Annotated in this window: 26 protein-coding genes and 3 tRNA genes; 15 read left to right on the top strand and 14 right to left on the bottom strand. The window is 66.9% G+C overall.

Going from position 1 to position 25,393, the window contains the following annotated elements; genetic code table 11:
• Positions 1-48 precede the first annotated feature (48 nt).
• Both edd and AC07UW_RS19365 read left to right on the top strand, forming a co-directional pair.
• Positions 49-1,965, top strand: coding sequence for a phosphogluconate dehydratase (gene edd / locus AC07UW_RS19370; protein WP_033830832.1), 1,917 nt, complete (start codon positions 49-51; stop codon positions 1,963-1,965).
• Between the two features lie 232 nt (positions 1,966-2,197).
• Positions 2,198-2,857 (top strand): bifunctional 4-hydroxy-2-oxoglutarate aldolase/2-dehydro-3-deoxy-phosphogluconate aldolase, encoded by a 660-nt coding sequence (locus AC07UW_RS19365; protein WP_032977879.1) that lies wholly within the window; start codon positions 2,198-2,200, stop codon positions 2,855-2,857.
• Between the two features lie 283 nt (positions 2,858-3,140).
• On the opposite strand, the gene AC07UW_RS19360 is transcribed toward AC07UW_RS19365, so the two are convergent.
• The 3 genes from AC07UW_RS19360 to ispG form a co-directional block, all read right to left on the bottom strand.
• On the bottom strand, positions 3,141-3,788 hold the full coding sequence (locus AC07UW_RS19360; protein ID WP_025878804.1) for a response regulator: 648 nt from the start codon (positions 3,786-3,788) through the stop codon (positions 3,141-3,143).
• Between the two features lie 201 nt (positions 3,789-3,989).
• On the bottom strand, positions 3,990-4,739 hold the full coding sequence (locus AC07UW_RS19355) for a phosphatase PAP2 family protein (protein ID WP_312785919.1): 750 nt from the start codon (positions 4,737-4,739) through the stop codon (positions 3,990-3,992).
• Complete coding sequence (gene ispG, locus AC07UW_RS19350) at positions 4,720-5,985, bottom strand: flavodoxin-dependent (E)-4-hydroxy-3-methylbut-2-enyl-diphosphate synthase (RefSeq protein WP_100552180.1); 1,266 nt, start codon at positions 5,983-5,985, stop codon at positions 4,720-4,722. The genes AC07UW_RS19355 and ispG overlap by 20 nt, the downstream gene beginning before the upstream one ends.
• Before the next feature lie 114 nt (positions 5,986-6,099).
• Between ispG and AC07UW_RS19345 the strand changes: the two genes are divergently transcribed.
• Positions 6,100-7,320, top strand: coding sequence for an ATP-binding protein (locus tag AC07UW_RS19345; protein ID WP_093819996.1), 1,221 nt, complete (start codon positions 6,100-6,102; stop codon positions 7,318-7,320).
• The gene (locus AC07UW_RS19340; RefSeq protein ID WP_495212679.1) at positions 7,317-7,886 is read left to right on the top strand and encodes a response regulator transcription factor; all 570 of its coding nucleotides are present in this window, start codon (positions 7,317-7,319) and stop codon (positions 7,884-7,886) included. The genes AC07UW_RS19345 and AC07UW_RS19340 overlap by 4 nt, the downstream gene beginning before the upstream one ends.
• Positions 7,887-7,929: 43 nt before the next feature.
• Here AC07UW_RS19340 and AC07UW_RS19335 read toward each other — a convergent pair whose 3' ends face one another.
• From AC07UW_RS19335 to pcnB, 8 genes are all read right to left on the bottom strand, one after another.
• Positions 7,930-8,862, bottom strand: coding sequence for a hypothetical protein (locus AC07UW_RS19335; protein WP_336026930.1), 933 nt, complete (start codon positions 8,860-8,862; stop codon positions 7,930-7,932).
• Between the two features lie 26 nt (positions 8,863-8,888).
• On the bottom strand, positions 8,889-10,403 hold the full coding sequence (pgi, locus tag AC07UW_RS19330; RefSeq protein WP_495212678.1) for a glucose-6-phosphate isomerase: 1,515 nt from the start codon (positions 10,401-10,403) through the stop codon (positions 8,889-8,891).
• Positions 10,400-10,780 carry an aspartate 1-decarboxylase gene (gene panD / locus AC07UW_RS19325; RefSeq protein ID WP_004153087.1) on the bottom strand — a complete coding sequence of 127 codons (381 nt, stop codon included), beginning with the start codon at positions 10,778-10,780 and terminating at the stop codon, positions 10,400-10,402. The genes pgi and panD overlap by 4 nt, the downstream gene beginning before the upstream one ends.
• A gap of 87 nt (positions 10,781-10,867) precedes the next feature.
• Entirely contained in the window at positions 10,868-11,362 is a 495-nt protein-coding gene (locus AC07UW_RS19320) for a hypothetical protein (protein ID WP_495212677.1), read from the bottom strand.
• A gap of 72 nt (positions 11,363-11,434) precedes the next feature.
• On the bottom strand, positions 11,435-12,274 hold the full coding sequence (gene panC / locus AC07UW_RS19315) for a pantoate--beta-alanine ligase (RefSeq protein WP_032977891.1): 840 nt from the start codon (positions 12,272-12,274) through the stop codon (positions 11,435-11,437).
• The gene (panB, locus tag AC07UW_RS19310) at positions 12,271-13,086 is read right to left on the bottom strand and encodes a 3-methyl-2-oxobutanoate hydroxymethyltransferase (protein ID WP_025878796.1); all 816 of its coding nucleotides are present in this window, start codon (positions 13,084-13,086) and stop codon (positions 12,271-12,273) included. The genes panC and panB overlap by 4 nt, the downstream gene beginning before the upstream one ends.
• 34 nt (positions 13,087-13,120) lie before the next feature.
• Positions 13,121-13,606: a 2-amino-4-hydroxy-6-hydroxymethyldihydropteridine diphosphokinase gene (gene folK / locus AC07UW_RS19305; RefSeq protein WP_223494805.1), complete on the bottom strand. Its 486-nt coding sequence runs from the start codon at positions 13,604-13,606 to the stop codon at positions 13,121-13,123.
• Positions 13,607-13,609: 3 nt separating this feature from the next.
• The gene (gene pcnB / locus AC07UW_RS19300) at positions 13,610-14,989 is read right to left on the bottom strand and encodes a polynucleotide adenylyltransferase PcnB (RefSeq protein ID WP_223494804.1); all 1,380 of its coding nucleotides are present in this window, start codon (positions 14,987-14,989) and stop codon (positions 13,610-13,612) included.
• Positions 14,990-15,038: 49 nt separating this feature from the next.
• Between pcnB and AC07UW_RS19295 the strand changes: the two genes are divergently transcribed.
• Positions 15,039-15,113 (top strand) — tRNA-Glu (locus AC07UW_RS19295).
• A gap of 461 nt (positions 15,114-15,574) precedes the next feature.
• On the opposite strand, the gene AC07UW_RS19290 is transcribed toward AC07UW_RS19295, so the two are convergent.
• A complete protein-coding gene (locus AC07UW_RS19290; RefSeq protein ID WP_495212676.1) occupies positions 15,575-16,999 on the bottom strand; it encodes a sugar porter family MFS transporter in 1,425 nt (474 codons plus the stop codon).
• 186 nt (positions 17,000-17,185) lie between these two features.
• On the opposite strand from AC07UW_RS19290, the gene fdxA reads away from it, so the two are divergent.
• Entirely contained in the window at positions 17,186-17,509 is a 324-nt protein-coding gene (gene fdxA / locus AC07UW_RS19285; protein WP_005409054.1) for a ferredoxin FdxA, read from the top strand.
• 225 nt (positions 17,510-17,734) lie between these two features.
• On the opposite strand, the gene AC07UW_RS19280 is transcribed toward fdxA, so the two are convergent.
• Together AC07UW_RS19280 and dapA are read right to left on the bottom strand one after the other, a co-directional pair.
• Positions 17,735-18,250 (bottom strand): hypothetical protein, encoded by a 516-nt coding sequence (locus AC07UW_RS19280; protein ID WP_105163848.1) that lies wholly within the window; start codon positions 18,248-18,250, stop codon positions 17,735-17,737.
• Between the two features lie 32 nt (positions 18,251-18,282).
• The gene (gene dapA, locus AC07UW_RS19275; protein WP_025879443.1) at positions 18,283-19,176 is read right to left on the bottom strand and encodes a 4-hydroxy-tetrahydrodipicolinate synthase; all 894 of its coding nucleotides are present in this window, start codon (positions 19,174-19,176) and stop codon (positions 18,283-18,285) included.
• Positions 19,177-19,340: 164 nt separating this feature from the next.
• On the opposite strand from dapA, the gene AC07UW_RS19270 reads away from it, so the two are divergent.
• From AC07UW_RS19270 to AC07UW_RS19230, 9 genes are all read left to right on the top strand, one after another.
• On the top strand, positions 19,341-19,901 hold the full coding sequence (locus AC07UW_RS19270) for a glycine cleavage system transcriptional repressor (RefSeq protein WP_025879444.1): 561 nt from the start codon (positions 19,341-19,343) through the stop codon (positions 19,899-19,901).
• Positions 19,902-19,992: 91 nt separating this feature from the next.
• Complete coding sequence (locus tag AC07UW_RS19265; RefSeq protein WP_032977901.1) at positions 19,993-20,472, top strand: peroxiredoxin; 480 nt, start codon at positions 19,993-19,995, stop codon at positions 20,470-20,472.
• An 84-nt stretch (positions 20,473-20,556) separates the two neighbouring features.
• Positions 20,557-21,957 (top strand): PhoH family protein, encoded by a 1,401-nt coding sequence (locus AC07UW_RS19260; RefSeq protein ID WP_025879446.1) that lies wholly within the window; start codon positions 20,557-20,559, stop codon positions 21,955-21,957.
• Positions 21,954-22,460: a hypothetical protein gene (locus AC07UW_RS19255; RefSeq protein WP_099842268.1), complete on the top strand. Its 507-nt coding sequence runs from the start codon at positions 21,954-21,956 to the stop codon at positions 22,458-22,460. Before AC07UW_RS19260 ends, AC07UW_RS19255 begins: the two co-directional genes overlap by 4 nt.
• 10 nt (positions 22,461-22,470) lie before the next feature.
• Positions 22,471-23,139, top strand: a complete 669-nt coding sequence (locus tag AC07UW_RS19250) for a YoaK family protein (RefSeq protein WP_223494801.1) — start codon at positions 22,471-22,473, stop codon at positions 23,137-23,139.
• 319 nt (positions 23,140-23,458) lie between these two features.
• Positions 23,459-24,268 carry a bifunctional hydroxymethylpyrimidine kinase/phosphomethylpyrimidine kinase gene (gene thiD, locus AC07UW_RS19245; protein ID WP_223494800.1) on the top strand — a complete coding sequence of 270 codons (810 nt, stop codon included), beginning with the start codon at positions 23,459-23,461 and terminating at the stop codon, positions 24,266-24,268.
• Complete coding sequence (locus tag AC07UW_RS19240) at positions 24,265-25,191, top strand: alpha/beta hydrolase family protein (RefSeq protein WP_495212675.1); 927 nt, start codon at positions 24,265-24,267, stop codon at positions 25,189-25,191. Before thiD ends, AC07UW_RS19240 begins: the two co-directional genes overlap by 4 nt.
• A tRNA-Arg gene (locus AC07UW_RS19235) sits at positions 25,182-25,258 on the top strand. The genes AC07UW_RS19240 and AC07UW_RS19235 overlap by 10 nt, the downstream gene beginning before the upstream one ends.
• Positions 25,259-25,316: 58 nt before the next feature.
• Positions 25,317-25,393: transfer RNA gene (locus AC07UW_RS19230), tRNA-Arg, on the top strand.

The following is a 25,393-nucleotide window of genomic DNA, read 5'->3' as shown; positions in this document are numbered from 1 at the left end:
GGCGCCCTGCTGCCGCTTGCCTCTCGCCACCTCGAACGCCGGTAGCCAATGAGCCTCCATCCGCAACTGCAAGCCATCACTGAGCGCGTCATCCGCCGCAGCGCCGCCTCGCGCGCCGCCTATCTGGCAGCGATCGACGCCTCCCTGCGCGATGGCCCGTTCCGCAGCCGCCTCAGCTGCGGCAACCTCGCCCACGGTTTCGCCGCCTGTGGCGGCACCGACAAGAGCCGCCTGCGCGGCGGCGTGACGGCCAACCTGGGCATCATCACCGCCTACAACGACATGCTGTCGGCGCACCAGCCGTTCGAGACCTATCCCGAACAGATCCGTGCGGTGGCCCGCGAACTCGGCGCGACCGCGCAGGTGGCCGGTGCCGTGCCGGCGATGTGCGACGGTGTCACCCAGGGCCGTGGCGGCATGGAGCTGTCGCTGTTCTCGCGCGATGTCATTGCCCAGGCCACCGCGATCGGGCTCAGCCACGACATGTTCGATACCACCGTGTACCTCGGTGTGTGCGACAAGATCGTGCCGGGCCTGCTGATCGGCGCCCTCGCCTTCGGCCATCTGCCGGCGGTGTTCGTGCCGGCCGGCCCGATGACGCCGGGCATTCCCAACAAGCAGAAGGCGGAAGTGCGCGAGCGCTACGCCGCCGGCGAAGCCACCCGCGAAGAACTGCTGGAAGCCGAATCGGCGTCCTACCACGGCGCGGGCACCTGCACCTTCTACGGCACCGCCAATTCCAACCAGGTGCTGCTGGAAGCGATGGGCGTGCAGCTGCCGGGCGCATCGTTCGTCAATCCGGACACGGCGCTGCGCGATGCACTGACCCGCGAAGCCACCGAGCGTGCACTGGACATCACCGCGCTGGGCGACGACTTCCGTCCGCTGGGCCGGATCATCGACGAGCGCGCGATCATCAACGCGATCATCGCGCTGATGGCCACCGGCGGCTCGACCAACCACACCATCCACTGGATCGCCGTGGCGCGGGCGGCCGGCATCGTGCTGACCTGGGACGACTTCGACGAGCTGTCGCAGCTGATCCCGCTGCTGGCGCGCGTCTATCCGAACGGCGAGGCCGACGTGAACCGCTTCGCTGCAGCGGGTGGCCCGGCGTTCGTGTTCGGCGAACTGATCAAGGCTGGCCTGATGCATGGCGATCTGGTCAGCGTCGCCCGTGGCGGCATGGCCGACTACGCGCGCGAGCCGCAGCTGCGCGATGGCAAGCTGGTGTACCTGCCGGGCCTGGAACGCAGCGCCGATGAAGAAGTGGTGCGCGGTGTCGACAGCCCGTTCGAGAGCCAGGGCGGCCTGCGCCTGCTGCGCGGCAACCTGGGCAAGTCGCTGATCAAATTGTCGGCAGTGAAGCCGCAGTACCGCACCATCGAAGCACCGGCCGTGGTGGTTGATGCGCCGCAGGTGCTGAACAAGCTGCACGCCGGCGGCCTGCTGCCCGAGCATTTCGTGGCGGTGGTGCGTTACCAGGGTCCGCGCGCGAACGGCATGCCGGAACTGCATTCGCTGGCGCCGCTGCTCGGCCTGCTGCAGAACCAGGGCCGGCGCGTGGCGCTGGTCACCGATGGTCGCCTGTCCGGTGCGTCGGGCAAGATTCCCGCCGCCATCCACGTGACGCCGGAAGCTGCACGCGGTGGTCCGCTGGGCAAGGTGCGCGAGGGCGACATCATCCGCCTGGATGGTGAGGCCGGCACGCTTGAAGTGCTGGTGGACGCAGCCGAATGGGCCGCGCGTACTCATGCGCCGAATACGGCGCCGGCCGCCAATGACCTGGGCCGCAACCTGTTTGCGATCAACCGGCGTGTGGTGGGCCCGGCCGATCAGGGCGCGATCTCGATTTCGTGCGGTCCGGCGGCGGCTGACGGTGGGCCGTGGGACTACGACGCGGAGTATGAGCTGGGGCACGATGCTGCTGCGGCGGCGGCGCCGCATGAGGCGAAGGACGCCTGAGGGATTGAAAAGCGTTGCGGGTATGCGTGGGCGGTAAGTGTCCTGGTTGAGGCGGCGGGTAGCCCCCACCAGGACACGCCGTAAACCCATCCATGGGGGCTCGGTCGCGGCATCCATGCCGCTCACGGTCCTGGTGGGGGCTACCCGCCGCCTCCGGACAGTTTCCCGGCGCCCTCGCGCCGCGAAGTGATCACTGAAAATCAAATTCGAAAGCAAAGGCAGAAGCAGAGCTATGGGTATCGAACAACATCAGGTGCGGGCGGCGGAGTTGTTGCATGCGGCCGGCATCCTGCCGGTGGTGACGATTCATACGCTGGACCAGGCACGTGCGGTCAGCGCGGCGCTGCTGGAAGGCGGATTGCCGGCGATCGAGCTGACGCTGCGTACGCCGGTGGCGATGGAAGCGCTGGCGATGCTCAAGCGTGAGCTGCCGGATGTGGTGGTCGGCGCGGGTACGGTGCTGACGGTGGAGCAGATGCAGCAGTCGATCGATGCGGGCGCGGATTTCCTGGTGACCCCGGGCACGCCGCCGGTGCTGGCCGATGCGTTGGCTGCGGCACCGCTGCCGGTGGTACCGGGTGCGGCGACGCCGACCGAACTGCTGGCGCTCTACGCGCGCGGTTTCCGCGTGTGCAAGCTGTTCCCGGCCACGGCCGTGGGTGGCCTGGCGATGATCAAGGGCGTAGCCGGCCCGATCGCCGACCTCAAGCTGTGCCCGACCGGTGGCATCACCGAGAACACCGCCGCCGAGTACCTGGAGCAGAAGAACGTGGTCTGCATCGGTGGCTCGTGGATGGTGCCGGGCAACTGGATCGACGCCGGCCAGTGGGACAAGGTGCGCGAAAGCGCCGCGCAGGCCGCGAAGATCGTCAAGCGCGTACGCGGCCACTGACGCACTGCGGGGTCAGAGCCCTTTCCCGCCGGGAAAGGGATCCGACCCCAAGCGCGCAAAGCGCGCGACCCGCTCCTGCCGTTCCTTCTTCATTCCGCGGTGGCGACGCACGGAAACTATCCGTGGCCCTGCGGAGGGACCGCGCAGGGGCGTAAGCGCCATGGATGGCGCGCCCGAGCCTCCAGGGATGGATTCACGGCGTCCCCTGCGCGATCCCTCCGCAGGGCCAACCCTACGAATCCCGTCGCACCACCGCGAGGGGCTCAGCCGTTGGCCGAAACCCTTACAGCGGCCGTGCCGGATCCACCAGCCCGTACTGGCTGGCCATCCGCGCCAACGCGATGTTGTCGTGGATTCCCATCTTCTCGAACAACCGCGCCTTGTGCGTGTTGACCGTCTTCGCGCTCAGGCTCAGACGACGGGCGATATCTTCCTGGCGCAGGCCCTGGGTCAGCAGCAACGCCACTTCCAGCTCACGCGGCGACAGGTTGTCGAACGGCGAGCCGTTGCCTTCCACGGTGGACAACGCCAGGTTCTGCGCGATGCTCGTGCCCAGGTAGCGCCGTCCGGCGGCAACGTCGCGCACCGCACGCAGCAGTTCCTGCGCATCACAGCCCTTGCCGATGTAACCGGCGGCGCCGGCTTCGAGCAGGCGCTTGGGCAGCGGACCGTCCTCCAGCACCGACACGATCACCACCCGTGTGCTGCGGTGGCCACGGACGATGCGCTCGGTCACTTCCATCCCGCTCACGCCGGGCAAGTGCAGATCACACAACACCACGTCCGGTTGCAGCTGGCGGATCGCGGGCAGCGCGTCTTCGCCCGTTTCGGCCTCGCCCACCACTTCAATGTCGGTTTCACTCGACAGTATCATTTTCATCCCAGTGCGGACCAACGCATGGTCATCCACCAGGTAGACTCGAATCGTCATTCACGTACCTCTTCGAATGCGGCCAATACGGGTCAACCTAGGCAGGAGCACCTGACCACTGCAAGCGCGGATGTTGCGCGATTCCGGCGTTCTGCCTTGCGCATCACATTCTTCACGCCTGATCGTGCCCCTTGCCCTGCAGAACCCGTTACAACGAAACAACCCGTCCCTCAGGTAGACGCCCTTGGGAGGGCATCCACGTCACTCCCCTTGCGTGATCGCTTCGCTGGCCGTCGCTGGCGGCGAACCGTGCCGTCGCCATGGATGACGGCGGCTGAACATGACCAGATAGCACCCTACCACCCAAACCAGCGCGGCACACCACCCGGCCAAAATGTCCGAGGGGTAATGCACCCCCAGATAGACCCGGGAAACGCTTACCAGCAGGCTGAACGACGGCGCCAGCAGCAGCACCGGCCAGCGCCAGCGGGTATTCCAGGCCAGCAGCACCAGGGTGACCGCCAGGGTCATCGAGCCCATCGCGTGGCCGCTGGGGAAACTGAACGTGGATTCCGGCGCGATCGATTCCCACAGGCTGGGCCGGTCGCGCTGGAAGAAGTGCTTGCTGCCCATGTTGAGCAGCGCCGACCCTACGAAGCTCACCGCCACGAAGGTCGCTTCACGCCAACGCCGGTGCCAGACCAGTGCACCGACAATCAGCACATCGGCCGGGATCAGGAACCACTCGTAGCCCAGCTTCGACAGCAGCACGAACACGTGGTCCAGCCACGGCGAATGCAGGCCGTGCATCTGCCACAGCAGCGGCGCATCGAAATGGAAGGATTCGAACTCGTGCACCTCGTCGGCCAGGGCGACGAATCCGGCCAGCGGCAGCAGCACGCCGGCAAACAGCAGCAGCAGCCGCCAGGCATTGCGCGCCATCCAGTGGCGGAAGCCGGAGGCTGGCTCCGGTGCAGCGAGGATCGTCGGCTTACCCGGCGCTTCGGACATAGGTGCGTTCAACGTAATCATCGATCAGGGCGACGAATTCCTGGGCGATGTTCTCGCCACGCAGGGTCACCTTCTTCTCGCCATCGACGAACACCGGTGCCGACGGTGCTTCACCAGTGCCGGGCAGCGAGATGCCGATGTTGGCATGCCGCGACTCCCCCGGCCCGTTGACCACGCAGCCCATCACCGCCAGGGTCATGTTCTCCGCACCCGGGTGCTGGATCTTCCACAGCGGCATCTTTTCGCGCACGTGGTTCTGCACCACCTTGGCCAGCTCCTGGAAGAATTCCGAGGTGGTACGGCCGCAGCCCGGGCACGCCGTGACCAGCGGAGTGAAGGCGCGCTGGCCGGTGGTCTGCAGCAGTTCCTGGGCGACGATCACTTCCTGCGTGCGCGACTGGCCCGGTTCGGGCGTCAGCGAAATGCGGATGGTGTCGCCGATGCCTTCCTGCAGCAGCACGCTCAATGCCGCCGCCGAAGCGACGATGCCCTTGCTGCCGATACCGGCTTCGGTCAGGCCCAGATGCAGGGCGAAGTCCGAACGCTGGGCCAGGTCGCGGTAGACCGCAATCAGCTCCTGCACGCCGCTGACCTTGGCCGACAGGATGATGCGATCGCGCGGCAACCCCAGCTCGACGGCCTGCTCGGCCGAATCCAGTGCCGAACGGATCAGCGCCTCGCGCAGCACGCGGCCGGCGTCCCAGGGCTGTTCGCGGTGGTTGTTCTCGTCCATCAGCTTGGCCGCCAGGGCCTGGTCCAGCGAGCCCCAGTTGGCGCCGATGCGCACCGGCTTGTTGTAGCGGATGGCGAACTCGATCAGCTGCGCGAACTGCAGGTCCTTCTTCTTGCCGAAGCCTACGTTGCCCGGGTTGATGCGGTACTTGGCCAGTGCTTCGGCGCAGGCCGGCTCGGCCGTCAGCAGCTGATGGCCGTTGTAGTGGAAGTCGCCGATCAGCGGCACGTCGATGCCCATCATCGCCAGCTTGTCGACGATGCGCGGGATCGCCGCGGCCGCTTCAACCGTGTTGACGGTCAGACGCACCATTTCCGAACCGGCGCGCCAGAGCTCGGCGACCTGCTTCACGCTCGAAGCCACGTCGGAGGTGTCGGTATTGGTCATCGACTGCACCACGACCGGCTTGCCACCGCCCACGGTGACTCCACCGATCTGGACCGATTGGGTCAGGCGACGGGGCCAGGCAGTGGCATCGGAGGGGGCTGTAGGGCGGGTGACGGCGTCATGCATGCGGGCATTCTAACGCTCGCCCCGACCTTCCGGGTGTGTCGCATTCAGGCGACAGCACGGCTGCGGCCGATTGTCGCAGGCAGCCATCCCTGCGAACGCATACGATGGGCGCGAATGACCGGTCCCGACGCCCCGTTTCTCCGAACCCTGTGCAGCCTGCGCTGGTTGGCCGTGGCTGGCCAGGCGGCCACCATCCTGGTCGCGACCTGGGTGCTGGGGCTGCCCTTGCCGCAACTGCCGCTATGGTCGGGCGTGGCCGTGCTCGCCGTATTCAACCTGTATACGCAGCTGCGCCCGGAGCCGGCCGATACCGCGCCGCTGACCGCCTTCGGCCATATCCTGGTGGACGTGATCATCCTTACCTGGATGGTCAGCTGGAGCGGCGGCATCGCCAATCCGTTCGGCTCCCTGTTCCTGATCCTGATCGCCCTGGCGGCGTTCGCCCTGCCCCTGCGCTGGGCCCTGGCCGTGGCCAGCGCCTGCCTGCTGGGCTACGCCGCCAGCGGACTGTTCGGGCAGCCGCTGCCAGCGGGCTACTTCAATGCGCTGGACCTCAACCGCTGGGGCGTGATTGCCACCTTCCTGCTGTCCGCTGCGGTCGTACTGATCTTCTCTACCCGCCTGGCGATCGCGCTGCGCGAGCGCGAGCTGGAACTTTCGGCGCTGCGCGAACGTTTCGCGCGCAACGAGGGCATCGTCGCCCTGGCCACGCATGCAGCCTCGGTGGCGCACGAACTGAACACACCGCTGGCGACGATGACCCTGCTCGCCGACGACGTGGCCGAACGCAGCGAAGAACCGGAAGTGCGCGAGGACATGGAAACCCTGCGCGAACTGCTGGTGCAGTGCCGCGAGCGTGTTCTGGCACTGGCCGCGCCGGCCTCCAACGACCGCCCTGGGCGCGCCCACTCCACGGCCCAGCAGGTGCTGGAGCAGTGGCGGCTGGTGCGCCCGACCATCGACCTGCATCGCAACGACGACGCACCGCTGCGCCTGCCGCTGGACCCGGGCGTCGGCCACCTGCTGATGGTGCTGCTGAACAACGCTGCCGATGCCGGCGAGCAGGCTGGACGTCCGCGCGTCGACCTCAGCCTGCGCATCGAAGGCGACGACCTGATCGGCGAAGTACGCGACTACGGCCATGGCTTCAATGCCCGCGCCGCCGTGCTGCCGGGCAAGCTGTTCGGCAGCAGCAAGAGTGAAGGCATGGGCGTCGGTCTTGCCCTGTCCCATGCCACCATCGAACGCCTGGACGGCGAGATGTGGATGCGCCCGGCCCAAGGGGCCGGTAGCCGCGTCGGCTTCCGCCTGCCGTTGGCCCCCCGCGAGGAATGACCATGACTGCTTCCACCCTTGGCCTGCTGGTCGACGACGACGAACTCTACCTGCGCACCCTGCAGCGCAGCCTGGCCCGCAAGGGGCTGGAGACGCAGACCGCACAGGATGCCGCCAGCGCGCTGGCACTGGCCCGCCAGCATCCGCCGGCGTTCGCGTTGATCGACCTGAAGCTGGGCAGCGATTCCGGCCTGGCCCTGATACAGCCGTTGCGCGCGCTGCGCGCAGACATGCGGATCCTGCTGGTGACCGGCTATGCCAGCATCGCCACCGCAGTGGAGGCGATCAAGCTGGGCGCGGACGACTACCTGCCGAAGCCATCGACGGTGCCGATGATCCTGCGTGCGCTGGGCGAGGAAGACGATGGCCCCGGCGATGACGGCGAGATGGAAGTGCCCGATGCGATGACCCCGATCAGCCGCCTGCAGTGGGAACACATCCAGCAGGCGATGCATGAAACCGGCGGCAATGTGTCGGCGGCCGCGCGGCTGCTCGGCATGCACCGGCGTTCGCTGCAGCGCAAGCTGGCCAAGCGGCCGAGCCCGGAACGCGATCCGAGCCGGTGAAGGGCCGGCATCCCGCAACGGGATGCCGCTGGCGCACGCCAGGTCAGTCTCCGAGCAGCGCGTCCACCTCGACCTTCTGCTGCCTGGCCTCGGCGTCCACTTCTGCAACCCATTGATCCACCCCACCCCGCATCAGATCAGCCCGACTGGGCAGGACGTCGCGCGCAGGGCTATACAGATCGAGCAGCAGTCGGTTGCGGGCCTCGACTGTCATGTCCGCGCCGCCAGACCGCTCGACGATGATGTCAGCCCGCGCCAGGCCCTGCTCATCCACGCACCGCTCGCCATGACGCAGCAGAACCAGCACCGCTACATCGGCGCCCTCCTGCACGGCTGCCTGCAGCCGGTCGTGTCCGTCCAGCACCACGTGTGCCTGCAGGCCACTGACCCACATCAGCAGCACCGGTGGCAGTGATCCTGCCCGGGCCTGCCTGGCCCAGGCCTTGACCCGACCATCCGTGGCCAGTGACGGTGTCCGCAGCAGGACGGGAGGCAGGCATTCGCCGTGCGTCACGCTCGACCAGTCCAAGGTATCGACCGCCGGTCGGGCCAGCGCACCTGACGCGAGCGTGGGCGGCATCCGCGCACGCTCCAGGCCATGCAGCGTCGGCTGCAGCAGCCATTCGCCCTGGGCCAGCGGAGATCGATCCGAACGGGTAAGGGCCTGTGCGAAATGACGTGCCCACGCTGCGGCAGTCCGCACCGGATCATCCGAATGCAACGCCCTCGCCTCGGCAGCCGTGATCGGTGGAATGATCGCCGGCGAGGCCGGGGAGGCGCTGCGAAGCAGGTCCACACCGAAATAGTCGGGCTCCACCCTCGCCCACAACATGGGGCGTTCCTCTGTACCCACCCGTATCCGGTCCGGCGGGCAGACCGAAACCAGAAGCGCAGGGCGCACGGGGGCCTGCACGGTCAGGTGCAGACCCGCCCACGCCTCGGGCTGCCTTCGTCGAACGAGGTCGCGCCAGTGCATCGACGCACGCATCCGGCGCGCCGCGCTCAGCCCTTCAGCTGCGCCAGCAGCTCACGGGTCAGCGGATCATTGATCTGGACATCCTCGCCCTGCAGGGCCGGCAGCAGGCCACTGGCCAGCTGCTTGCCCAGTTCGACGCCGAACTGGTCGAAAGCGTTGATGTTCCAGATCACCGACTGCACGTACACCGCGTGTTCGTACATCGCGATCAAGGCGCCCAGCGCCTGCGGGGTGAGCGCGTCGAGCAGGATCATCGTGCTCGGGCGGCCGCCGGGGTAATCGCGGTGCGGATCGTCGCTGCCCTGGCCGTTGGCCAGTGCTTCGGTCTGCGCCAGCAGGTTGGTCATCAGCGCCTGGTGGTTGACCGTATACGGATCATCGTTGTGCACGCAGCCGATAAAATCGGCCGGGATGATGCTGGTGCCCTGGTGCAGCGCCTGGAAGAAGCTGTGCTGCACATCGGTGCCGGCACCGCCCCACCACACCGGCACGGTGTCGGTGGTGACCGGCTGGCCATCGCGCTGCACGCGCTTGCCCAGGCTTTCCATCACCAGCTGCTGCAGGTAGGCCGGCAGCAGCGCCAGGCGCTGGTCGTAGGTCATCACCGCATGCGTGGCGTGGCCCAGCAGATTGCGGTTCCAGATGTCGGTCAGGCCGTGCAGCACCGGCAGGTTGCGCTCCAACGGCGCATCCAGTGCATGCGCATCCATCTGCGCGGCACCTTCCAGCAGCTGCTCGAAACGCTCGAAGCCGATGGCCAGTGCGATCGGGAAACCGACGGCCGACCACAGCGAATAGCGGCCGCCCACCCAGTCCCACATCGGCAGCACGCGCTCGGCGGCAATGGCGAAGGCCTTGGCGGCGCGTTCCGGATTGGCGCTGACCGCGTACAGACGGTCGCTGCCGCCCAGCCAGTCATGCAGGATCTGGCCGTTGAGCAGGGTTTCCTGGGTACCAAAGGTCTTGGAAATGAGGATGCCGGCGGTGCGCGCCGGATCCAGCGTGGCCAGCGTGCGCTGCATGGCGGCGCCGTCCACGTTCGACACGAAATGCACGCGCAGGCGTGCGCCTGTGACCGGGCGCAGCGCATCGGCGACCAGTCGCGGGCCGAGATCGGAACCGCCGATGCCGACGCTGACCACATCGGTCACGCCGCTGTCTTCCAGCGCGCGCACCAGCACGCCCATGCGCTGGCGGATGCCGCGCGCGGTGGCATAGGCCTCGGCCGCCACCGGCGCATCGACTACATCCCCGCGCAACGCGGTATGCAGCGCAGCGCGGCCTTCGGTCAGGTTGACCTGCTCGCCACGGAACAGGCGCGTGATGGCACCACCGACATCACGTTCGGCAGCCAGCGCCAACAGCGCCTGCAACGCTGCGGCATCGTATTTCTGCCGGGCGAAGTTGACATACAACGGACCGACCCGCAGCGCCAGGTCCTGTACACGGCCGGGTTCGGCGGCGAGCAGGCCGGGAATGCTTGCGCCCTTCAGGCGCTGGGCGTGGGAATGCAGCGAGTCGAATCCGTTGTTCGTTGTCATGCGGCCTGGGTCGGGATCGTGTCGTTGGTGTGGGAGATCTGGTTGTTGCCGTCCACGTACACCAGCTTCGGCTTGAAGCTGTCGGCTTCCTGCTCGGTCATGCTGGCGAAGGCGGCAATGATGATGATGTCACCGACCTGCACGTGGCGCGCAGCGCCACCATTGAGCGAGACGACACCGCTGCCGGCTTCGGCGCGGATCGCATAGGTCGAGAAGCGCGCACCGTTGGTCACGTCCCAGATGTGCACCTGCTCGAATTCACGGATGCCGGTGGCAGCCAGCAGGTTGTCATCGATGGCGATCGAGCCTTCGTAGTTCAGCTCGGAATGGGTGACGGTGGCGCGGTGGATCTTGGTCTTGAGCAGGGACAGGTGCATGGGGGCGCTGCAACGGCAAAGGAAAGAGCGGATTCTAGCACCCACGCGGCAGCGGTCAGGTAGCGGCCGCAGGATGCTGAAGACCGTTCAGCCGGTGCGCTGCTGCGCGCCCGGCGATGGCGCCGCGGCACCGGCCAGCACGGCCCGGAACACGGCATGGAACGCCAGTCCGGCCATCAGGCCGAATCCGGCCGCCACCATTACCGAGAAGGCATAGCTGGCCCAGTCGAAGTTGCCCGCAGAGGACAGCTGGCTCATCAGAGCGCCGCCAGAGCCGTCGGGCCAGGCACAGGTGGCCATGGCCAGCGCGCCCAGCCCTGCCCCGACCAGCGCGAACCAGACCCAGCGCAGGCGGCCGGAAGACAGCAGGATCAGGCCCATCGGCAGCAGCACCGCCACGGCGTGGGCGAAGGCCAGCACGAACATCAATGCGGCCGCCAGCGCGGCCGTGGCCACTTCCTGGCCGAGACTGAGACCGGCAATCAGGCCACCGATCACCAGCGAAGGCAGCAGCGCGGCGGCGAACACCGCCAGGATCGCCGCCACGGCGCGGCGGCCGGGGCTGGCTGGAAACGAGGTCATATCGGCAGGTCATCCTTGTCCGGCGAACACGGGCGCCCACTGCGGGCGCCCTGCACAACCGCGCGGGGCGGTTCAGAACTCCAGGTTGTCGATCAACCGGGTGGTGCCCAGGCGCGCGGCGATCAGGGCCACGCGGCCGCCGCCATCGAAACTCGGCTCGGCCAGCTCCGGAGTGCGCAGTACCGCGTAATCCACCTGGAAGCCCGCTGCCTGCAGCGCAGCGACGGCGTCGGCCTCGATGCGTTCACGCGCGTGCCCGGCCACATAGCCTTCGCGCATGCCCAGCAGGGTGCGGTGAAGGGTGGTCGCCAAGGGGCGCTGCTCGGCGCTGAGGTACTGGTTGCGCGAGCTCTTGGCCAGGCCATCCTCATCGCGCACGATCTCGGCACCGACGATCTGGATCGGGAACGACAGCTCGGCCACCATCTGCTTGATGACCGCCAGCTGCTGGTAGTCCTTGCGGCCGAACACGGCCACATCCGGCTGCACCTGCAGGAACAGCCGCGCCACCACCGTGCACACGCCATCGAAATGGCCCGGGCGGCTGGCGCCTTCCAGCACCTCGCTGACGCCAGGCGCATGCATCTGCGTGGTCTTGTCCACGCCCAGCGGGTACATCGCTTCGACGCTGGGCAGCCACACCGCATCGCAGCCCACCTGCTCCAGCCCGGCCACATCGGCTTCGGGGGTGCGCGGATAGCGGCTGAAATCCTCGTTCGGCCCGAACTGTGTCGGGTTGACGAAGATGCTGGCCACCACCTTGTCGGCGTACTGCTTTGCCAGGGTGACCAGCGCGTGGTGCCCGCCGTGCAGGTTGCCCATGGTCGGCACCAGCGCCACGCGCAGGCCCTCGCCCTTCCACTGCGCGATCTGCGCGCGCAGCGCACCGAGTTCGTTGAAGGTCTGGATCATTGGGCGTACGCGTGTTCTTCGTCGGGGAAGCTGCCATCGCGCACGGCATCGGCGTAGGCACGGGTGGCGCCGGCCACCGAACCGCCTTCAGCCAGGAAGTCCTTGACGAACTTCGGGCGACGGTGGCCGCTGTCCAGACCGAGGAAATCGTGCAGCACCAACACCTGGCCGTCGCACTGCGGACCGGCACCGATACCGATGGTCGGCACAGGCACCGCTGCGGTGACGGCGGCAGCAACCGGGGTCGGCACGCATTCGAGCACCATGATGCTGGCACCGGCTTCGGCCACGGCCTTGGCATCGTCCACCAGCTGGCGCGCGGCATCACCACGGCCCTGGATCTTGAAGCCACCCAGGCGCAGCACCGACTGCGGGGTCAGGCCCAGGTGCGAACAGACCGGGATCTCGCGCTCGACCAGGTAGCGGATGATGTCGACCTTGAAGCCGGCGCCTTCGATCTTGACCATCTCCGCACCCGCCTGCAGCAGCTGCAGTGAAGCATCCAGCGCGCGTTCCGGGGTGGCATCGGCGCCGAACGGCAGGTCGGCGATCAGCAGCGCACGCTGCAGCACGCGGGCGACTGCGCGGGTGTGATAGACCATGTCGGCGACGGTCACCGGCAGGGTCGAATCGTGCCCCTGCACGACCATGCCCAGCGAATCGCCGATCAGGATCAGGTCGACGCCATTGGCATCGAAGGTGCGGGCGAAGCCTGCGTCGTAGGCGGTCAACATGACCAGCTTCTGGCCATTGCGCTTGGCCTCGGCCAGGGCGGGAACGGTCCAGGGCTTGCTGTCTGCGTGGGTGCTCATGTGCTGATAACCGGGGGAGATAACCCGGGCATTATCACCCTAACGGCGCGATCCCGCAGGCATCCACCCGCATCACTGCATCCCGTACGCGACCGTGGCCGGGAATGGCCAGATCGGCGGCGATTTCGGCCAACGGCACCAACACGAACGCACGCTCGTGCAGGTAGGGATGCGGCACCTTCAGCTCGGGCAGGTCCAGCACCTGCTCGCCGAACAGCAGCAGGTCCAGATCCAGCGCACGCGGCCCCCAGTGCACGGCGGGGTCACGTACGCGGCCGAAGCGCTGCTCCAGTGCGAGCATGGCCTGCAGCAACGCGACGGCGGGCAGATCGGTGTCGACCGAGGCCACTGCGTTGACAAAGGGTGGCTGGTCCTCGTTGCCCCATGCCGGCGTCGCGTACAACCGCGACGCCTGCGTCAGCCGGGTTCCGGGCAGCTCGTCCAGCGCGGCAATGGCCGCGCGGACGGTGTTGGCTGCGTCGCCAAGATTGGCACCCAGCCCGATCCAGGCACCGGTCATGGATTACTCGGCAGCACCGGCAGCTGCGCCATCGGGACGACGACGGCGACGACGACGCTTGCGCGGCGCTCCACCCTCCTCATCGCCGGCATCGCTGTGCAGGGAATCCAGCGACGAATCCAGCTCATGCCCGGACTGCGCCTGCGCTTCGCGCCAGAACGCGACGTCGGCTTCGTGCTCTGCCGATGCCACCTGGCGCAGGGCCAGGAAATCGAAGGCGGCACGGAAACGGGGATGGCTGAGCGTGCGCATCACACGCTTGCGCTGGCGCGAACTGAAGCGCGCCTGCAACAGCCAGATCTCCTGCATCGGCAGCGAGAAACGGCGCGGCAATGCAATGGTGCTCAGCTGCTGCACGGTGACACGGTCGGCGGCACGACGCTGTGCCTCTTCCGGCGCCACGCCCTGCTTGAGCAGCATTGCCTGTGCGCGGCAGTAAGCCGGCCACAGCAACAGCGCGAACAGGAACGCCGGCGACACGGGCTCGTCGTTGGCCACGCGTGCATCGGTGTTGGCCAGGCCCTCAATCAGCATGCGGCGCAGTGCGCCGGTACGGTTCGACTTCAGCGCCTTGGCACTTTCCGGGAACAACACGTCGAACAGGCCGTAGCGTTCCAATCCTTCGAAGCTGGCTACGCCGTGCCCGGACAGGAACAGCTTCAGGACTTCCTCGAACAGGCGCGCCGGTGCAGCTTCGTTGAGCAGGCCGGCCAGCTGCGGGATCGGTGCGGCAGTGCCCTCTTCGATCTGGAAGCCGAGCTTGGCCGCCAGGCGGACCGCACGCAGCATGCGCACCGGGTCTTCCTGGTAGCGCTGCACCGGGTCTCCGATGAGCTTCATCAGGCGTGCCTGCACGTCTTCGAAGCCGCCGGTGTAGTCACGCACCGAGAAGTCCTCGATGGCGTAATACAGGGCATTGCAGGTGAAGTCGCGGCGGATGGCGTCGTCTTCGATGCTGCCGTACACGTTGTCGCGCACGAGCATGCCGTTTTCCATCTCGCGGTCGCCGCTGCCGTCATCGATGTTGGCACGGAAGGTGGCGACTTCGATGATCTCGCGGCCGAACACAACATGGGCCAGGCGGAAACGGCGGCCGATCAGGCGGCAGTTGCGGAACAACTGCTTGACCTGTTCGGGCGTGGCATCGGTGGCCACGTCGAAATCCTTGGGTTGGCCATTGACCAGCAGATCGCGCACCGCGCCGCCGACAAGGTAAGCGCCGAAGCCGGCATCGCGCAGTCGATAAAGCACGCGCAAAGCGTTCGGGCTGATGTCCTTGCGGGAGATCGTGTGCTGGTCGCGCGGGATGACGCGCAGGCTGAACGGTGATGTAGCAGAGGAAATGATGTTGGCGCTTCCGGTTGAAGTTTCGGGATTGCCCAATGGCATCGAGGTGCATATACTAGCGCTCCTGCACCGGCAGCGACACACTGCTCCCTTCGTCTAGTGGTTAGGACGTGGCCCTCTCAAGGCTAAAACAGGGGTTCGAGTCCCCTAGGGAGCACCAGTCGCCGCAGCAGGAACCGAAAAAGCCCGCCTTGTGCGGGCTTTTCTGTTTTCCGGAATCGTGTCGCCGACTGGGCTGGTCGCTTGAGTGCCTCCTTGTTCCTGCGAGGGAGGGGGCGGGCCACCCTGTCCTGGACACGCAAAAGCCCATCCATGGTGCTCGATGGCGCCATCCATGGCGCCAACGGTCCAGGACAGGGTGGCCCGCCCCCTCCTGACAATTTCCGCGACGGCGGCAAGATCAAGAACAGCCTCGCTCCTCCGCGGCAAATCAGCCCGGACGCGCTTGCGTGTGTCCGCCACCCGCGATCTGTCGAGAGGCGGCAGGCCAGGCGCTCCAGGACCGTTGGCGCCATGGATGGCGACATCGAGCCCCCATGGATGGGTTTACGGCGTGTCCTGGAGCGGCTGGCCTGCCGCCTCCCCTCGGAACAGGGAGGCGCTGAAACTCAGGCCAAGCCGTCAGCCTTCCATCTGCTCCAGCTCTTTGCCCTTGGTCTCGCGCACGTAGCGGACGACGAAGATGATCGAGAGGATCGCGGCGACGGTGTAGATGCCGTACGCACCGGCCAGGCCGATGCCGGCCAGCAGCATCGGGAAGGTCACGGTGATCGCGAAATTCGAGGTCCATTGCGCCGCACCGGCCACGGCCAACGCCGGGCCGCGGATCTGGTTCGGGAACATCTCGCCCAGCATCACCCACATCACCGGGCCCCAGGACATGTTGAAGAACACCACATAGACGTTGGCCGCTACCAGCGCCAACCGGCCCATGCCGTCGGACAGCTGCAGCCGCCCCTCGGCCAGGCTGCCACTGGCGAAGGCCACCACCATCAGCACCAGGGCCACCGACATGCCGACCGAACCGACCCACAGCAGGGGCTTGCGGCCGATGCGATCGATCAGCACCACCGTCAGCAGGCAGGCGCCGATGCTCAGCGCACCGGACAGGACGTTGATCAGCAGCGCATCGCTTTCCGAGAAACCCACCGCCTGCCACAGCACCGCGCCGTAGTAGAACACCACATTGATGCCGACCAGCTGCTGGAACATCGCCAGGCCGATGCCGACCCAGACGATGGGGCGCAGCTTGCCGGTGGCCTTGTTGAGCAGGTCGCCGAATCGCGGCTTGTGCTGGTCCTGGGCCAGGCTTGCTTCGATCTCGGCCTGCTTGTTCACCGCGGTACGTTCGCCGTACAACCGGCCAAGCACCGCCCTCGCCTGCACCTGCCGACCCTTCATCACCAGGAAGCGCGGGCTTTCCGGGATCACCAGCAACAACAGCAGGAACAGCAGCGACGGCAGTGCCTGCATCCAGAACATCCAGCGCCAGGCTTCCTGCCCCAGCCAGAGCGGCTCGGTCGACGCACCCGCCGCCCGGGCCAGCAGATAGTTGCTGAGGAACGCTGCGAACAGGCCGCAGATGATCGCCATCTGCTGCACGGTCGCCAGCCGGCCGCGATAGCGCGCCGAGGCGACCTCGGCGATGTAGGCCGGCGACATCACGCTGGCCGCACCGACGGCGAATCCGCCGAGCACGCGTGCGCAGACGAACAACCAGGATGCATGTGCAGCGCCGGCGCCCAGCGCCGATACCAGGAACATCACGGCCGCCACGATCAGCACGCCGCGACGTCCCAGCCGATCGCCAAGCCAACCGGCCACGAACGCCCCGATCGCGCACCCCAGCAGCATCGAGGCGACCTCGAAGCCGAGCGCGGCCTCGCTGGAGTTGAAGGCCTGGCGCAGGCCGTCGACGGTGCCATTGATTACGCCACTATCGAAGCCGAACAGGAACCCGCCGAGGGTGGCGGCGCAACTGATCAGGACGATGAAGGCAGTGTTCTCACCGCCGTTGGAGGCGGCACCGGGCTGGACTGGCGACATGAAGGATCCTGCAGGCAAGGGGGCCGACCGAAGCGGGCCGGCGGCCCTGGCAGCGTCGCACAGGGCGGGCATGCCGCCAAATGGGCGTTCCGGGTACCAATCCGGCCCACTTTCACACGGCGACCGACACCGGGGGCCAACCTGTTCTAGAATTGGCAGGTTCAGAAAGCGATTCGCCCTCTACCCATGCCCTTTGTCGTCACCGAAAACTGCATCAAGTGCAAACACACCGATTGCGTGGAAGTGTGTCCCGTGGATTGCTTCCACGAAGGCCCGAACTTCCTGGTGATCGACCCGGACGAGTGCATTGACTGCACCCTCTGCGAACCCGAGTGCCCGGTCAACGCAATCTTCCCGGAAGACGATGTTCCCGCTGGCCAGGAAGGTTTCGTCGCCCTCAATGCAGAACTGGCGAAGGAATGGCCGGTGCTGACCGTGCGCAAGGACCCGCCGGCCGACGCCGGTGAGTGGGATGGCAAGCCGGACAAACTGAAGCTGCTGGAGCGCTGAGGCGCAGGCACCATGGCCCTGGTAGCTGCCAACCTTGGTTGGCACAAAGGCGCCGACCAAGGTCGGCCTCTAGAACCCGCAGGCAATGAAAAGGGCGCCCAGGGCGCCCTTTTCCGTTCTGGCCCTGGTAGCTGCCAACCTTGGTTGGCATAAAGGCGCCGACCAGGGTCGGCCTCTACCACGGCAGGTGCGAACCAGCAGGGTCCGCACCCGCCCAACCGGCCATTACGGGGCCAGCTTGGCCTTCAGCGCGGCAATCAGCTTCACCGGGGCTTCGGCGGTGGCCGGCAGGCCACGCGGGTCGACCGCGGAGATGTAGGCACCAGCGTCGACGGCGACCACACGGACCAGGAAGTTGCTGCCTTCATAGGCCACGTCGTACGAACCCAGCAGCTGCGCGCGCGTGGCGATGGTCAGGCCTTCCACGCCTTCCAGCGCGGTACCGACCTTGGCGAAGGCTTCATCCTTGCTGCCGGCAATGGTGAAACCGGTGGCGCTGACGGCGGGGGTGGCGGCGGCCGGGGTGGCCGGCTTGGTCGCCGAGCTCAGGGTCGGCACCTGGTTGTTGCCGGCGCCTGCCGGCAGGTTCAGGTCCGGCGGCACTTCCAGCGGACGCACTTCCGGGGCCAGAGCGTAGTCGCCCTTGACGCCACGCTTGAAGCAACCGGTGGTGCCGGCTGCGGTGGCCACGGCAAGGAGCGCGAAGGACAGCACGCGGACGGCGGAAACGGATTGGCGCATGTGAATCTCCTGGATCAGACCAAGACGGAAGGTCAGTGGCTGGAAAGGGCTTCGAGGGCGGCGATATCGCCGGCAAGATGGTCGGCGGCAGGCGCGTGTGCGGCCGAAAGCGGCAGCAGCGGCAGGCGCAGATCGTGACCGATGCCGATCCGACGCAACAGCGCCTTGACCGGAATCGGGTTGGATTCGACACCGCAGAAGTCATGGAACGGCTGCAGGCGAGCGTCCCAGGATTCAACGGCTTCGTGGTCGCGGGCAGCGGCCAGGTCGCACATCCGGCGATAGGCGCCGGGCAGCACGTTGGAACCGACCGAGATCAGACCGTCCATGCCGGCCTGGATCGAACGTGCGGCCGTGCCGTCATCGCCGGTGAGCACGGCAAAGGTCGGGCTGCGCAGGTCAAGCAGTGCCCGCACGCGGCCGGTATCGCCCACCGCTTCCTTGATGCCGACGATGTTCGGATGGCTGGCGAGCTCGGCCACGGTCTCCGGCAGCATGTCGCAGCCGGTGCGGCCAGGCACGTTGTACAGCACCACCGGCACTCCGGCCTGGTCGGCGACCGCGCGGTAATGCGCGATCAGGCCAGCCTGGGTCGGCCGCACGTACGGCGGGGTGACCACCAGCGCGTGGGTGGCGCCAAGCGCGGCAGCACGGCGGGTCTGCTCGATGGTTTTGGCGGTGCCGGACAGGCCGGTACCGGCCAGGACCGGAACGCGGCCGGCGATGCGTTCGACCGCGCTGGCCAGCAGCTGGTCGTACTCCGCATCGGACAGGGTGGCTGCCTCGCCGGTGGAGCCGGCAACGACAACGCCTTGGACGCCGCCCTCCAGCTGCAGGTGCAGCAGGCGCTGCCAACCGTCGGGGTCGAGTGCGCCGTCGGCCCGGAAGGGGGTCGCCAGCGCGGTGATGAGGCCGGAAAGGGACAAGGACGTGCTGCTCTTGGCTGGGGAGGGAAAACGTCCGCCACGGAAGGGCGCGGGCGTTCTGAATGTTACTTGCGGCGCGAAAGCACGGGCAAGTATGCTGGACACCGGTGGATCCCCGCCTCTGGCGGGCATTCAGACTAACGCATGCATTACCCGGAATCGCCTTGACCGACACCACCCCGCGCCCAGCGCCGAGCGAAAACCACCTCCTGATCAACGCCTATACGACGCATCCGGAGTCCCCCCTGTTGTCCGTCACCCGCCGCATCGCCGACAGCGGGTGCAATCTGGTGGATGCACGCCTGGCCACCGTGGGCCGCGATGTCTCGGTGACCGCGCTGGCCACCGGCTCCTGGGATTCGGTCGCCAAGCTGGAAGCGATGCTGACCCGGCTCGAGCGCGAGGAAGGCCTGAAGCTGGTGTGGTATCGCACCGAAGCCAAGCAGGCGCAGTCCAACCTGCTGCCGTACATCGTCGAGGTGATCGCCGCCGACAAGCCGGGCATCCTGTTCCAGCTGGCCGATTTCTTCGACCGCCAGGGCATCACCATCGAGACCCTGCAGAGCACGCGCTACCGCGCCATGCAGACCGGTGCGGAAATGTTCAGCGCACAGGTCACCATCGGCGTGCCGGCCAACATGCATATCGCCGCCCTGCGCGATGATTTCCTCGAGTTCTGCGACCACTTGAACCTGGACGCGATCATGGACCCGATGAAGTTCTGATTGAAACCCTGATTCTTCGCGCGCTCCTCACGGGCGCGTGGCGTTTCATGCAATTGTCGTAGAAAGAACCCAGGCTCGACAGAAGGACCTCATGAACAACGGCGATACCCTGGACAGCACCACCCTTTCCCTGCCGCTGGCGCTGTCCGGCGGCGCCCAGGCCACCCTCGGCGATTACGCCGGCCAGTGGCTGGTGCTGTACTTCTACCCCAAGGACAGCACCCCGGGCTGCACCACCGAGGGCATCGACTTCAACGCACTGCTGCCCGACTTCAGGAAGGCGGGCGCGGTCGTGCTTGGCGTGTCCCGCGACTCGGTGAAGTCCCACGACAACTTCTGTGCCAAGCAGGGCTTCGCGTTCCCGCTGGTCAGTGATGCCGACGAAGCGCTGTGCAGCGCCTTCGACGTGATCAAGATGAAGAACATGTACGGCAAGCAGGTACGTGGCATCGAGCGCAGCACCTTCCTGATTTCCCCCGACAGCCGCATCGTGCAGTCATGGCGCAAGGTCAAGGTCGCCGGCCATGCCGACGCCGTCCTTGCCGAACTGAAGGCCAATCAGTCCAAGTGAGTCCCATCGCCCACTTTGTCCGCCACCACCCTGCCCTGCAGCAGGCCGTGGTGGTTTTTCCCTGTCCGTAACCAGGAACCGATGATGACCCGAGGCAAGCGCATCTACGTGCTGGATACCAACGTGCTGATGCACGATCCCACCGCGCTGTTCAAATTCGAGGAGCACGATGTCTACCTGCCCATGCAGGTGATCGAGGAGCTGGACAACGGCAAGAAGGGCACGACCGAAGCGAGCCGCAATGCCCGCCAGGTCAGCCGCTTCCTCAACGAGCTGGTGCAGGCTTCGGGCCTGGACAACCTGGCCGAGGGCATTCCGCTGCAGCGGCCGCAGGGCCTGCAGCTGCGCGGCAAGCAGAGCGTGGGCCTGCTGCGCTTCCAGACCAGCCATTTCGACGCGGGCAAGAGCTTTGGCAAGGTCATCCCGGACAACGCCATCCTCGGCGCGATCCTGGCGCTGAAGGAAGAAACGCCGGAGATCCCGGTGGTGTTCGTCTCCAAGGACATCAACCTGCGGATCAAGGCGGCCATCGCCGGCATCGTCTCGGAAGACTACGAGAACGACCGCGCGCTGGACGATTTCAGCCTGCTCTACACCGGCGCCACCGAGCTGCCGGAAGATTTCTGGAAGCGCCACGGCGAGGATCTGCGCAGCTGGAGCGACAAGGGCCGCACGCACTACGAAATCCTCGCCCAGGACGGCGAAGAGTGGTACCCGAACCAGTACGTGTACCTGCCGGGCGAAGACGAAGTCGAGCTGCGCGTCAGCAGGATCGTCGGCGATGGCAAGGTGGTGTTGTCGCTGGTCGATGACTTCCGCCACGGCAGCCATGCCGTGTGGGGCATCAGCGCGCGCAACCGCGAGCAGAACTTCGCACTCAACGCACTGATGGATCCGGAGATCGACTTCGTCACCCTGCTCGGTACTGCCGGCACCGGCAAGACCCTGCTGGCACTGGCCGCCGGCCTGGCGCAGACGATGGACCAGCAGCGCTACCGCGAGATCATCATGACCCGCGCCACGGTCAGCGTCGGCGAGGACATCGGCTTCCTGCCCGGCACCGAGGAAGAGAAGATGACGCCGTGGATGGGCGCGTTGACCGACAACCTGGAAGTGCTGACGCACAACCAGGAAGGCGGCACCTGGGGCCGCCAGGCCACCAACGACCTGCTCGCCAGCCGCATCAAGATCCGCTCGATGAACTTCATGCGCGGCCGTACGTTCCTGTCGCGTTACCTGATCCTGGACGAGGCGCAGAACCTGACGCCCAAGCAGATGAAGACGCTGATCACCCGTGCCGGCCCCGGCACCAAGATCGTCTGCCTGGGCAACGTCGAACAGATCGACACCCCGTACCTGACCGAAACCACGTCGGGCCTGACCTACGCCGTGGACCGCTTCAAGAACTGGCCGCACAGCGCGCACATCACGCTGCGTCGCGGTGAACGCTCGCGGCTGGCCGATTACGCCTCGGAGGTGTTGTGAACCGCTGCACCCGTCTGCTGCTGCCATCGCTGGCGGTCGCCATTGCCACGCTGCTCGGTGCCTGCGCGACCACGCAGGGACCGGCCAGCGTGCCGACCACAGAACGCAGTGGCCAGTCCTGGGTGGTCACCCGCCCGATCATCGCCGCGCAGGTGCTCGATACCTGCTCGCGCCCCAGCCCCGGCCGCGAGGCCGGGCGGGTAAGCGGCTACTGGGCACCGAGCCGGCAGCAGGTGGACCAGCTGGAAGCGAAGCTGGCATCGCTGGAAGCGCAGGTGCCACACGTGCTGGATTTCGATCGCCAGTACGTTGGCATCGAGCTGGACGGAAAGCAGGTGATCTACATCAACGCGTTCCATCTGCCTGAAGACAACAGCCTCCGGCCCGCCCGCGAAGCGGTGCGGGTCTGCGATGGCGGCGCGCAGTTCTGGGGCGCGGTCTTCGACCCGACCAGCGGGACCTTCAGCGAACTGCAGTTCAACGGCGGCTTCGGCGGGCCCTGAGGGGCCTGCCATGGGAATCCGCCTGCCCACCTGGGTCTGGATCGGCGCGGTCGCCCTGTCGTGCGTGGCCGGCATGGTCAATGTGGTTGGCTTCCTCGGTTTTGAACACCAGGCGGTCAGCCACATGACCGGCAGCACCAGCCAGCTTGGCATGGCACTGGCGCAAGGTGACTGGCGCGCGGTCGCCCATTTGTGGGGGCTGCTGATCGCGTTTTCGCTGGGCGCGATGGTCAGCGGACTGCTGATCCAGGACAGCGCACTGCAGCTCGGCCGGCGCTACGGCGTGGCGCTGGCATTGGAATCGCTGTTGCTGCTGGCGGCCATTCCGCTGTTCAAGCAGCATCAGATATGGGGCGCATTGGCGGCCGCGATGGCCTGCGGACTGCAGAATGCGATGGCCACCACCTTCAGTGGTGCCGTCGTACGCACCACTCATCTCAGCGGCATGTTCACCGATCTCGGCATCGGCCTCGGCCACCTGCTGCGCGGGCTGCCGCTGCAGGTACGACGCCTGACCCTGAGCGGCCTGATCATCAGCGGCTTCCTTGCTGGCGGCGTGATCGGCGCCTGGCTGTTCGTGCGCTGGCAATACGACGCCCTGCTCGCCCCTGCCCTGCTGACCGGACTGACCGGACTGGGCTATGTGTCCTACCAGCAGTGGGCACGCTGGCGGCGTTGAGCATGGCGCCATCCACGCATGGCGTGGATCTACGTTGTCCATCCGATCATTTCTGCGATATCCACGCATGGCGTGGATCTACTGACCGTCACCAGGAAGCTATCGAAGGCGGGGCGGTGTCGGATTGCGGGGTGTCCGCGCCATGGATGGCGCGGCCAAGCCTACAAGGACGTACTTGCGGCGTCCCCGCAATCCGACACCGCCCCGCCTCCCCCGCAGAAATCCAGAGCCGCTGTTGCTGTTGCCCCGGCTTCTGCCGTTGCCGGGCGCAGCCCGGCCGGCACTACCCCCTGGCAGGGCAGCACGGCACAATCACTGCATGAGCCCGACCACCCCTGTTTCCGCCCTGACCATTGCCGGTTCCGATTCCGGCGGCGGCGCCGGCATCCAGGCCGACCTGAAGGCCTTCGCCGCGCACCGTGTGCACGGCCTGTCGGTGATCGCCGCACTGACCGCGCAGAACACCCGCGGCGTCAGCGCCGTGCACGTACCACCGATCGACTTCCTGCGCGCGCAGATCGAGGCCTGCTTCGACGACTTCGATATCCACGCAGTGAAGCTGGGCATGCTGGCCAACGCCGAGGTGATCCACGCCGTGGCCGATGCCCTGGAACGCCATCGACCGCCGCACGTGGTGCTCGACCCGGTGATGGTCGCCACCAGTGGCGCTCGCCTGCTGGAGGACAGCGCGCTGCAGGCAATGCGCGAACGGCTGCTGCCACTGGCCACCCTGGTCACCCCCAATGCACCCGAAGCGGAGCTGCTGGTCGGCCGCAGCATCGCCAATGGCAACGATGCAGAGCGGGCCGCCGCCTCGCTCCTTGATCTGGGCGCCGGTGCAGTGCTGTTGAAGGGGGGGCACCTGCACGAAGGCAACCGCGTGGTCGACCGCTACTTCGACGGCGTCAGCAGCGAAGAATTCATCCATGCCCGCCTGCCACTGGATGCGCATGGCACCGGCTGCACGCTGGCCTCGGCCATCGCCGCGCAGCTCTGCAACGGGCTGAGCCTGGCCAACGCCTGCGAAGCCGGCATCGACTACGTAGCGCGCGGATTGCAGCAGGGCTATGCGCCCGGTCGCAGCGAGGTGCTGGTACTGGACCACTTCGGCGCGGCACCGCACGCATGAGCGATTCGCCACGCGCACTCGCCGTGGACAGCGGCGATGGCCACCGTTACGAGGTCATCGCCTGCGTGCCTGCACAGCCACTGGCGCGGCTGTTGTGGCTGCCGGCGCTGGGCGTGGCCGCGCGCCACTACCTGCCGCTTGCACAGGCACTGGCAGCCAAGGGCGTGGCGGTCTACCTGCACGAATGGCGCGGAAATGGCAGCAGCTCGCTGCGCCCGTCGCGCAGCCGGGATTGGGGCTACCGGCAGATTCTCGACCACGATCTGCCGGCCAGCCAAGCCGTGCTCGCCGATGCCGATGACGCGCAGGAGGTACTGCCATGGATCATCGGTGGCCACAGCCTGGGCGGGCAGCTGGCCTGCGTGCACGCCGGACGCCAGCCACAGGCGTTCGATCGATTGTGGCTGGCCGCCAGCGGCACACCGTTCTGGCGCACGTTCCCGCCACCACGCGGTTGGCTGCTGCCACTGATCTATCGCTTCCTGCCGTGGATCGCGCGGCGCCAGGGCGTGCTGCACGGGCGCCGGCTCGGTTTCGGCGGCACCGAAGCACGCGGACTGATCGCCGACTGGGCACGCGTAGGGCTGAGCAATCACTACGCCGCCGCAGGCATGGACGAGGACCTGGATGCGCAGCTGGCGCGCGTGCACGGCAGTGCGCAGGCGGTGCTGATGGAAGACGATTGGCTGGCGCCGAGCGGATCAATGCAGGCGCTGCTGGCGAAACTGCCGAATGTCGCCTCGGAATTGCGCGTGCTTTCTGCGCAGGAGCTGGGTACGCAGGCCGATCACTTCGCGTGGATGAAACACCCGGAGGCTGTTGCAGAGGCGTTTTTCATTCAGTTGGGTGAAAATTTTCACAAAAGCGTTGACGACTCGCGCCGACATCCGCATAATTCCGCTCCTGTCGCAGGGCGCCCGTAGCTCAGTTGGATAGAGTACCTGGCTACGAACCAGGCGGTCGGGAGTTCGAATCTCTCCGGGCGCACCACTCGACAGACCTTCAGCATCCGCCGCTGGAAGTGCAGTAAAATTTGATTGTGTACCGCGCGCCCGTAGCTCAGTTGGATAGAGTACCTGGCTACGAACCAGGCGGTCGGGAGTTCGAATCTCTCCGGGCGCACCA

The sequence above is a fragment of the Stenotrophomonas sp. GW821-FHT02D01 genome (assembly GCF_059421765.1).
This window is presented reverse-complemented; position numbering and strand designations above follow the sequence as displayed.

What these genes read in the sequence shown, in the direction of transcription:
- AC07UW_RS19240 (WP_495212675.1), top strand. Translation starts at nt 24,265, where the DNA reads ATGAGCGATTCGCCACGCGCACTCGCCGTGGACAGCGGCGATGGCCAC.
- thiD (WP_223494800.1), top strand. Translation starts at nt 23,459, where the DNA reads ATGAGCCCGACCACCCCTGTTTCCGCCCTGACCATTGCCGGTTCCGAT.
- AC07UW_RS19360 (WP_025878804.1), bottom strand. Translation starts at nt 3,788, where the DNA reads ATGACGATTCGAGTCTACCTGGTGGATGACCATGCGTTGGTCCGCACT.
- AC07UW_RS19250 (WP_223494801.1), top strand. Translation starts at nt 22,471, where the DNA reads ATGGGAATCCGCCTGCCCACCTGGGTCTGGATCGGCGCGGTCGCCCTG.
- AC07UW_RS19260 (WP_025879446.1), top strand. Translation starts at nt 20,557, where the DNA reads ATGACCCGAGGCAAGCGCATCTACGTGCTGGATACCAACGTGCTGATG.
- panD (WP_004153087.1), bottom strand. Translation starts at nt 10,780, where the DNA reads ATGCACCTGTCCCTGCTCAAGACCAAGATCCACCGCGCCACCGTCACC.
- AC07UW_RS19265 (WP_032977901.1), top strand. Translation starts at nt 19,993, where the DNA reads ATGAACAACGGCGATACCCTGGACAGCACCACCCTTTCCCTGCCGCTG.
- AC07UW_RS19365 (WP_032977879.1), top strand. Translation starts at nt 2,198, where the DNA reads ATGGGTATCGAACAACATCAGGTGCGGGCGGCGGAGTTGTTGCATGCG.
- folK (WP_223494805.1), bottom strand. Translation starts at nt 13,606, where the DNA reads ATGACCGGTGCCTGGATCGGGCTGGGTGCCAATCTTGGCGACGCAGCC.
- fdxA (WP_005409054.1), top strand. Translation starts at nt 17,186, where the DNA reads ATGCCCTTTGTCGTCACCGAAAACTGCATCAAGTGCAAACACACCGAT.
- AC07UW_RS19340 (WP_495212679.1), top strand. Translation starts at nt 7,317, where the DNA reads ATGACCATGACTGCTTCCACCCTTGGCCTGCTGGTCGACGACGACGAA.
- AC07UW_RS19345 (WP_093819996.1), top strand. Translation starts at nt 6,100, where the DNA reads ATGACCGGTCCCGACGCCCCGTTTCTCCGAACCCTGTGCAGCCTGCGC.
- ispG (WP_100552180.1), bottom strand. Translation starts at nt 5,985, where the DNA reads ATGCATGACGCCGTCACCCGCCCTACAGCCCCCTCCGATGCCACTGCC.
- panB (WP_025878796.1), bottom strand. Translation starts at nt 13,086, where the DNA reads ATGAGCACCCACGCAGACAGCAAGCCCTGGACCGTTCCCGCCCTGGCC.
- AC07UW_RS19290 (WP_495212676.1), bottom strand. Translation starts at nt 16,999, where the DNA reads ATGTCGCCAGTCCAGCCCGGTGCCGCCTCCAACGGCGGTGAGAACACT.
- panC (WP_032977891.1), bottom strand. Translation starts at nt 12,274, where the DNA reads ATGATCCAGACCTTCAACGAACTCGGTGCGCTGCGCGCGCAGATCGCG.
- edd (WP_033830832.1), top strand. Translation starts at nt 49, where the DNA reads ATGAGCCTCCATCCGCAACTGCAAGCCATCACTGAGCGCGTCATCCGC.
- AC07UW_RS19280 (WP_105163848.1), bottom strand. Translation starts at nt 18,250, where the DNA reads ATGCGCCAATCCGTTTCCGCCGTCCGCGTGCTGTCCTTCGCGCTCCTT.
- AC07UW_RS19320 (WP_495212677.1), bottom strand. Translation starts at nt 11,362, where the DNA reads ATGACCTCGTTTCCAGCCAGCCCCGGCCGCCGCGCCGTGGCGGCGATC.
- AC07UW_RS19355 (WP_312785919.1), bottom strand. Translation starts at nt 4,739, where the DNA reads ATGTCCGAAGCGCCGGGTAAGCCGACGATCCTCGCTGCACCGGAGCCA.
- pgi (WP_495212678.1), bottom strand. Translation starts at nt 10,403, where the DNA reads ATGACAACGAACAACGGATTCGACTCGCTGCATTCCCACGCCCAGCGC.
- AC07UW_RS19335 (WP_336026930.1), bottom strand. Translation starts at nt 8,862, where the DNA reads ATGCACTGGCGCGACCTCGTTCGACGAAGGCAGCCCGAGGCGTGGGCG.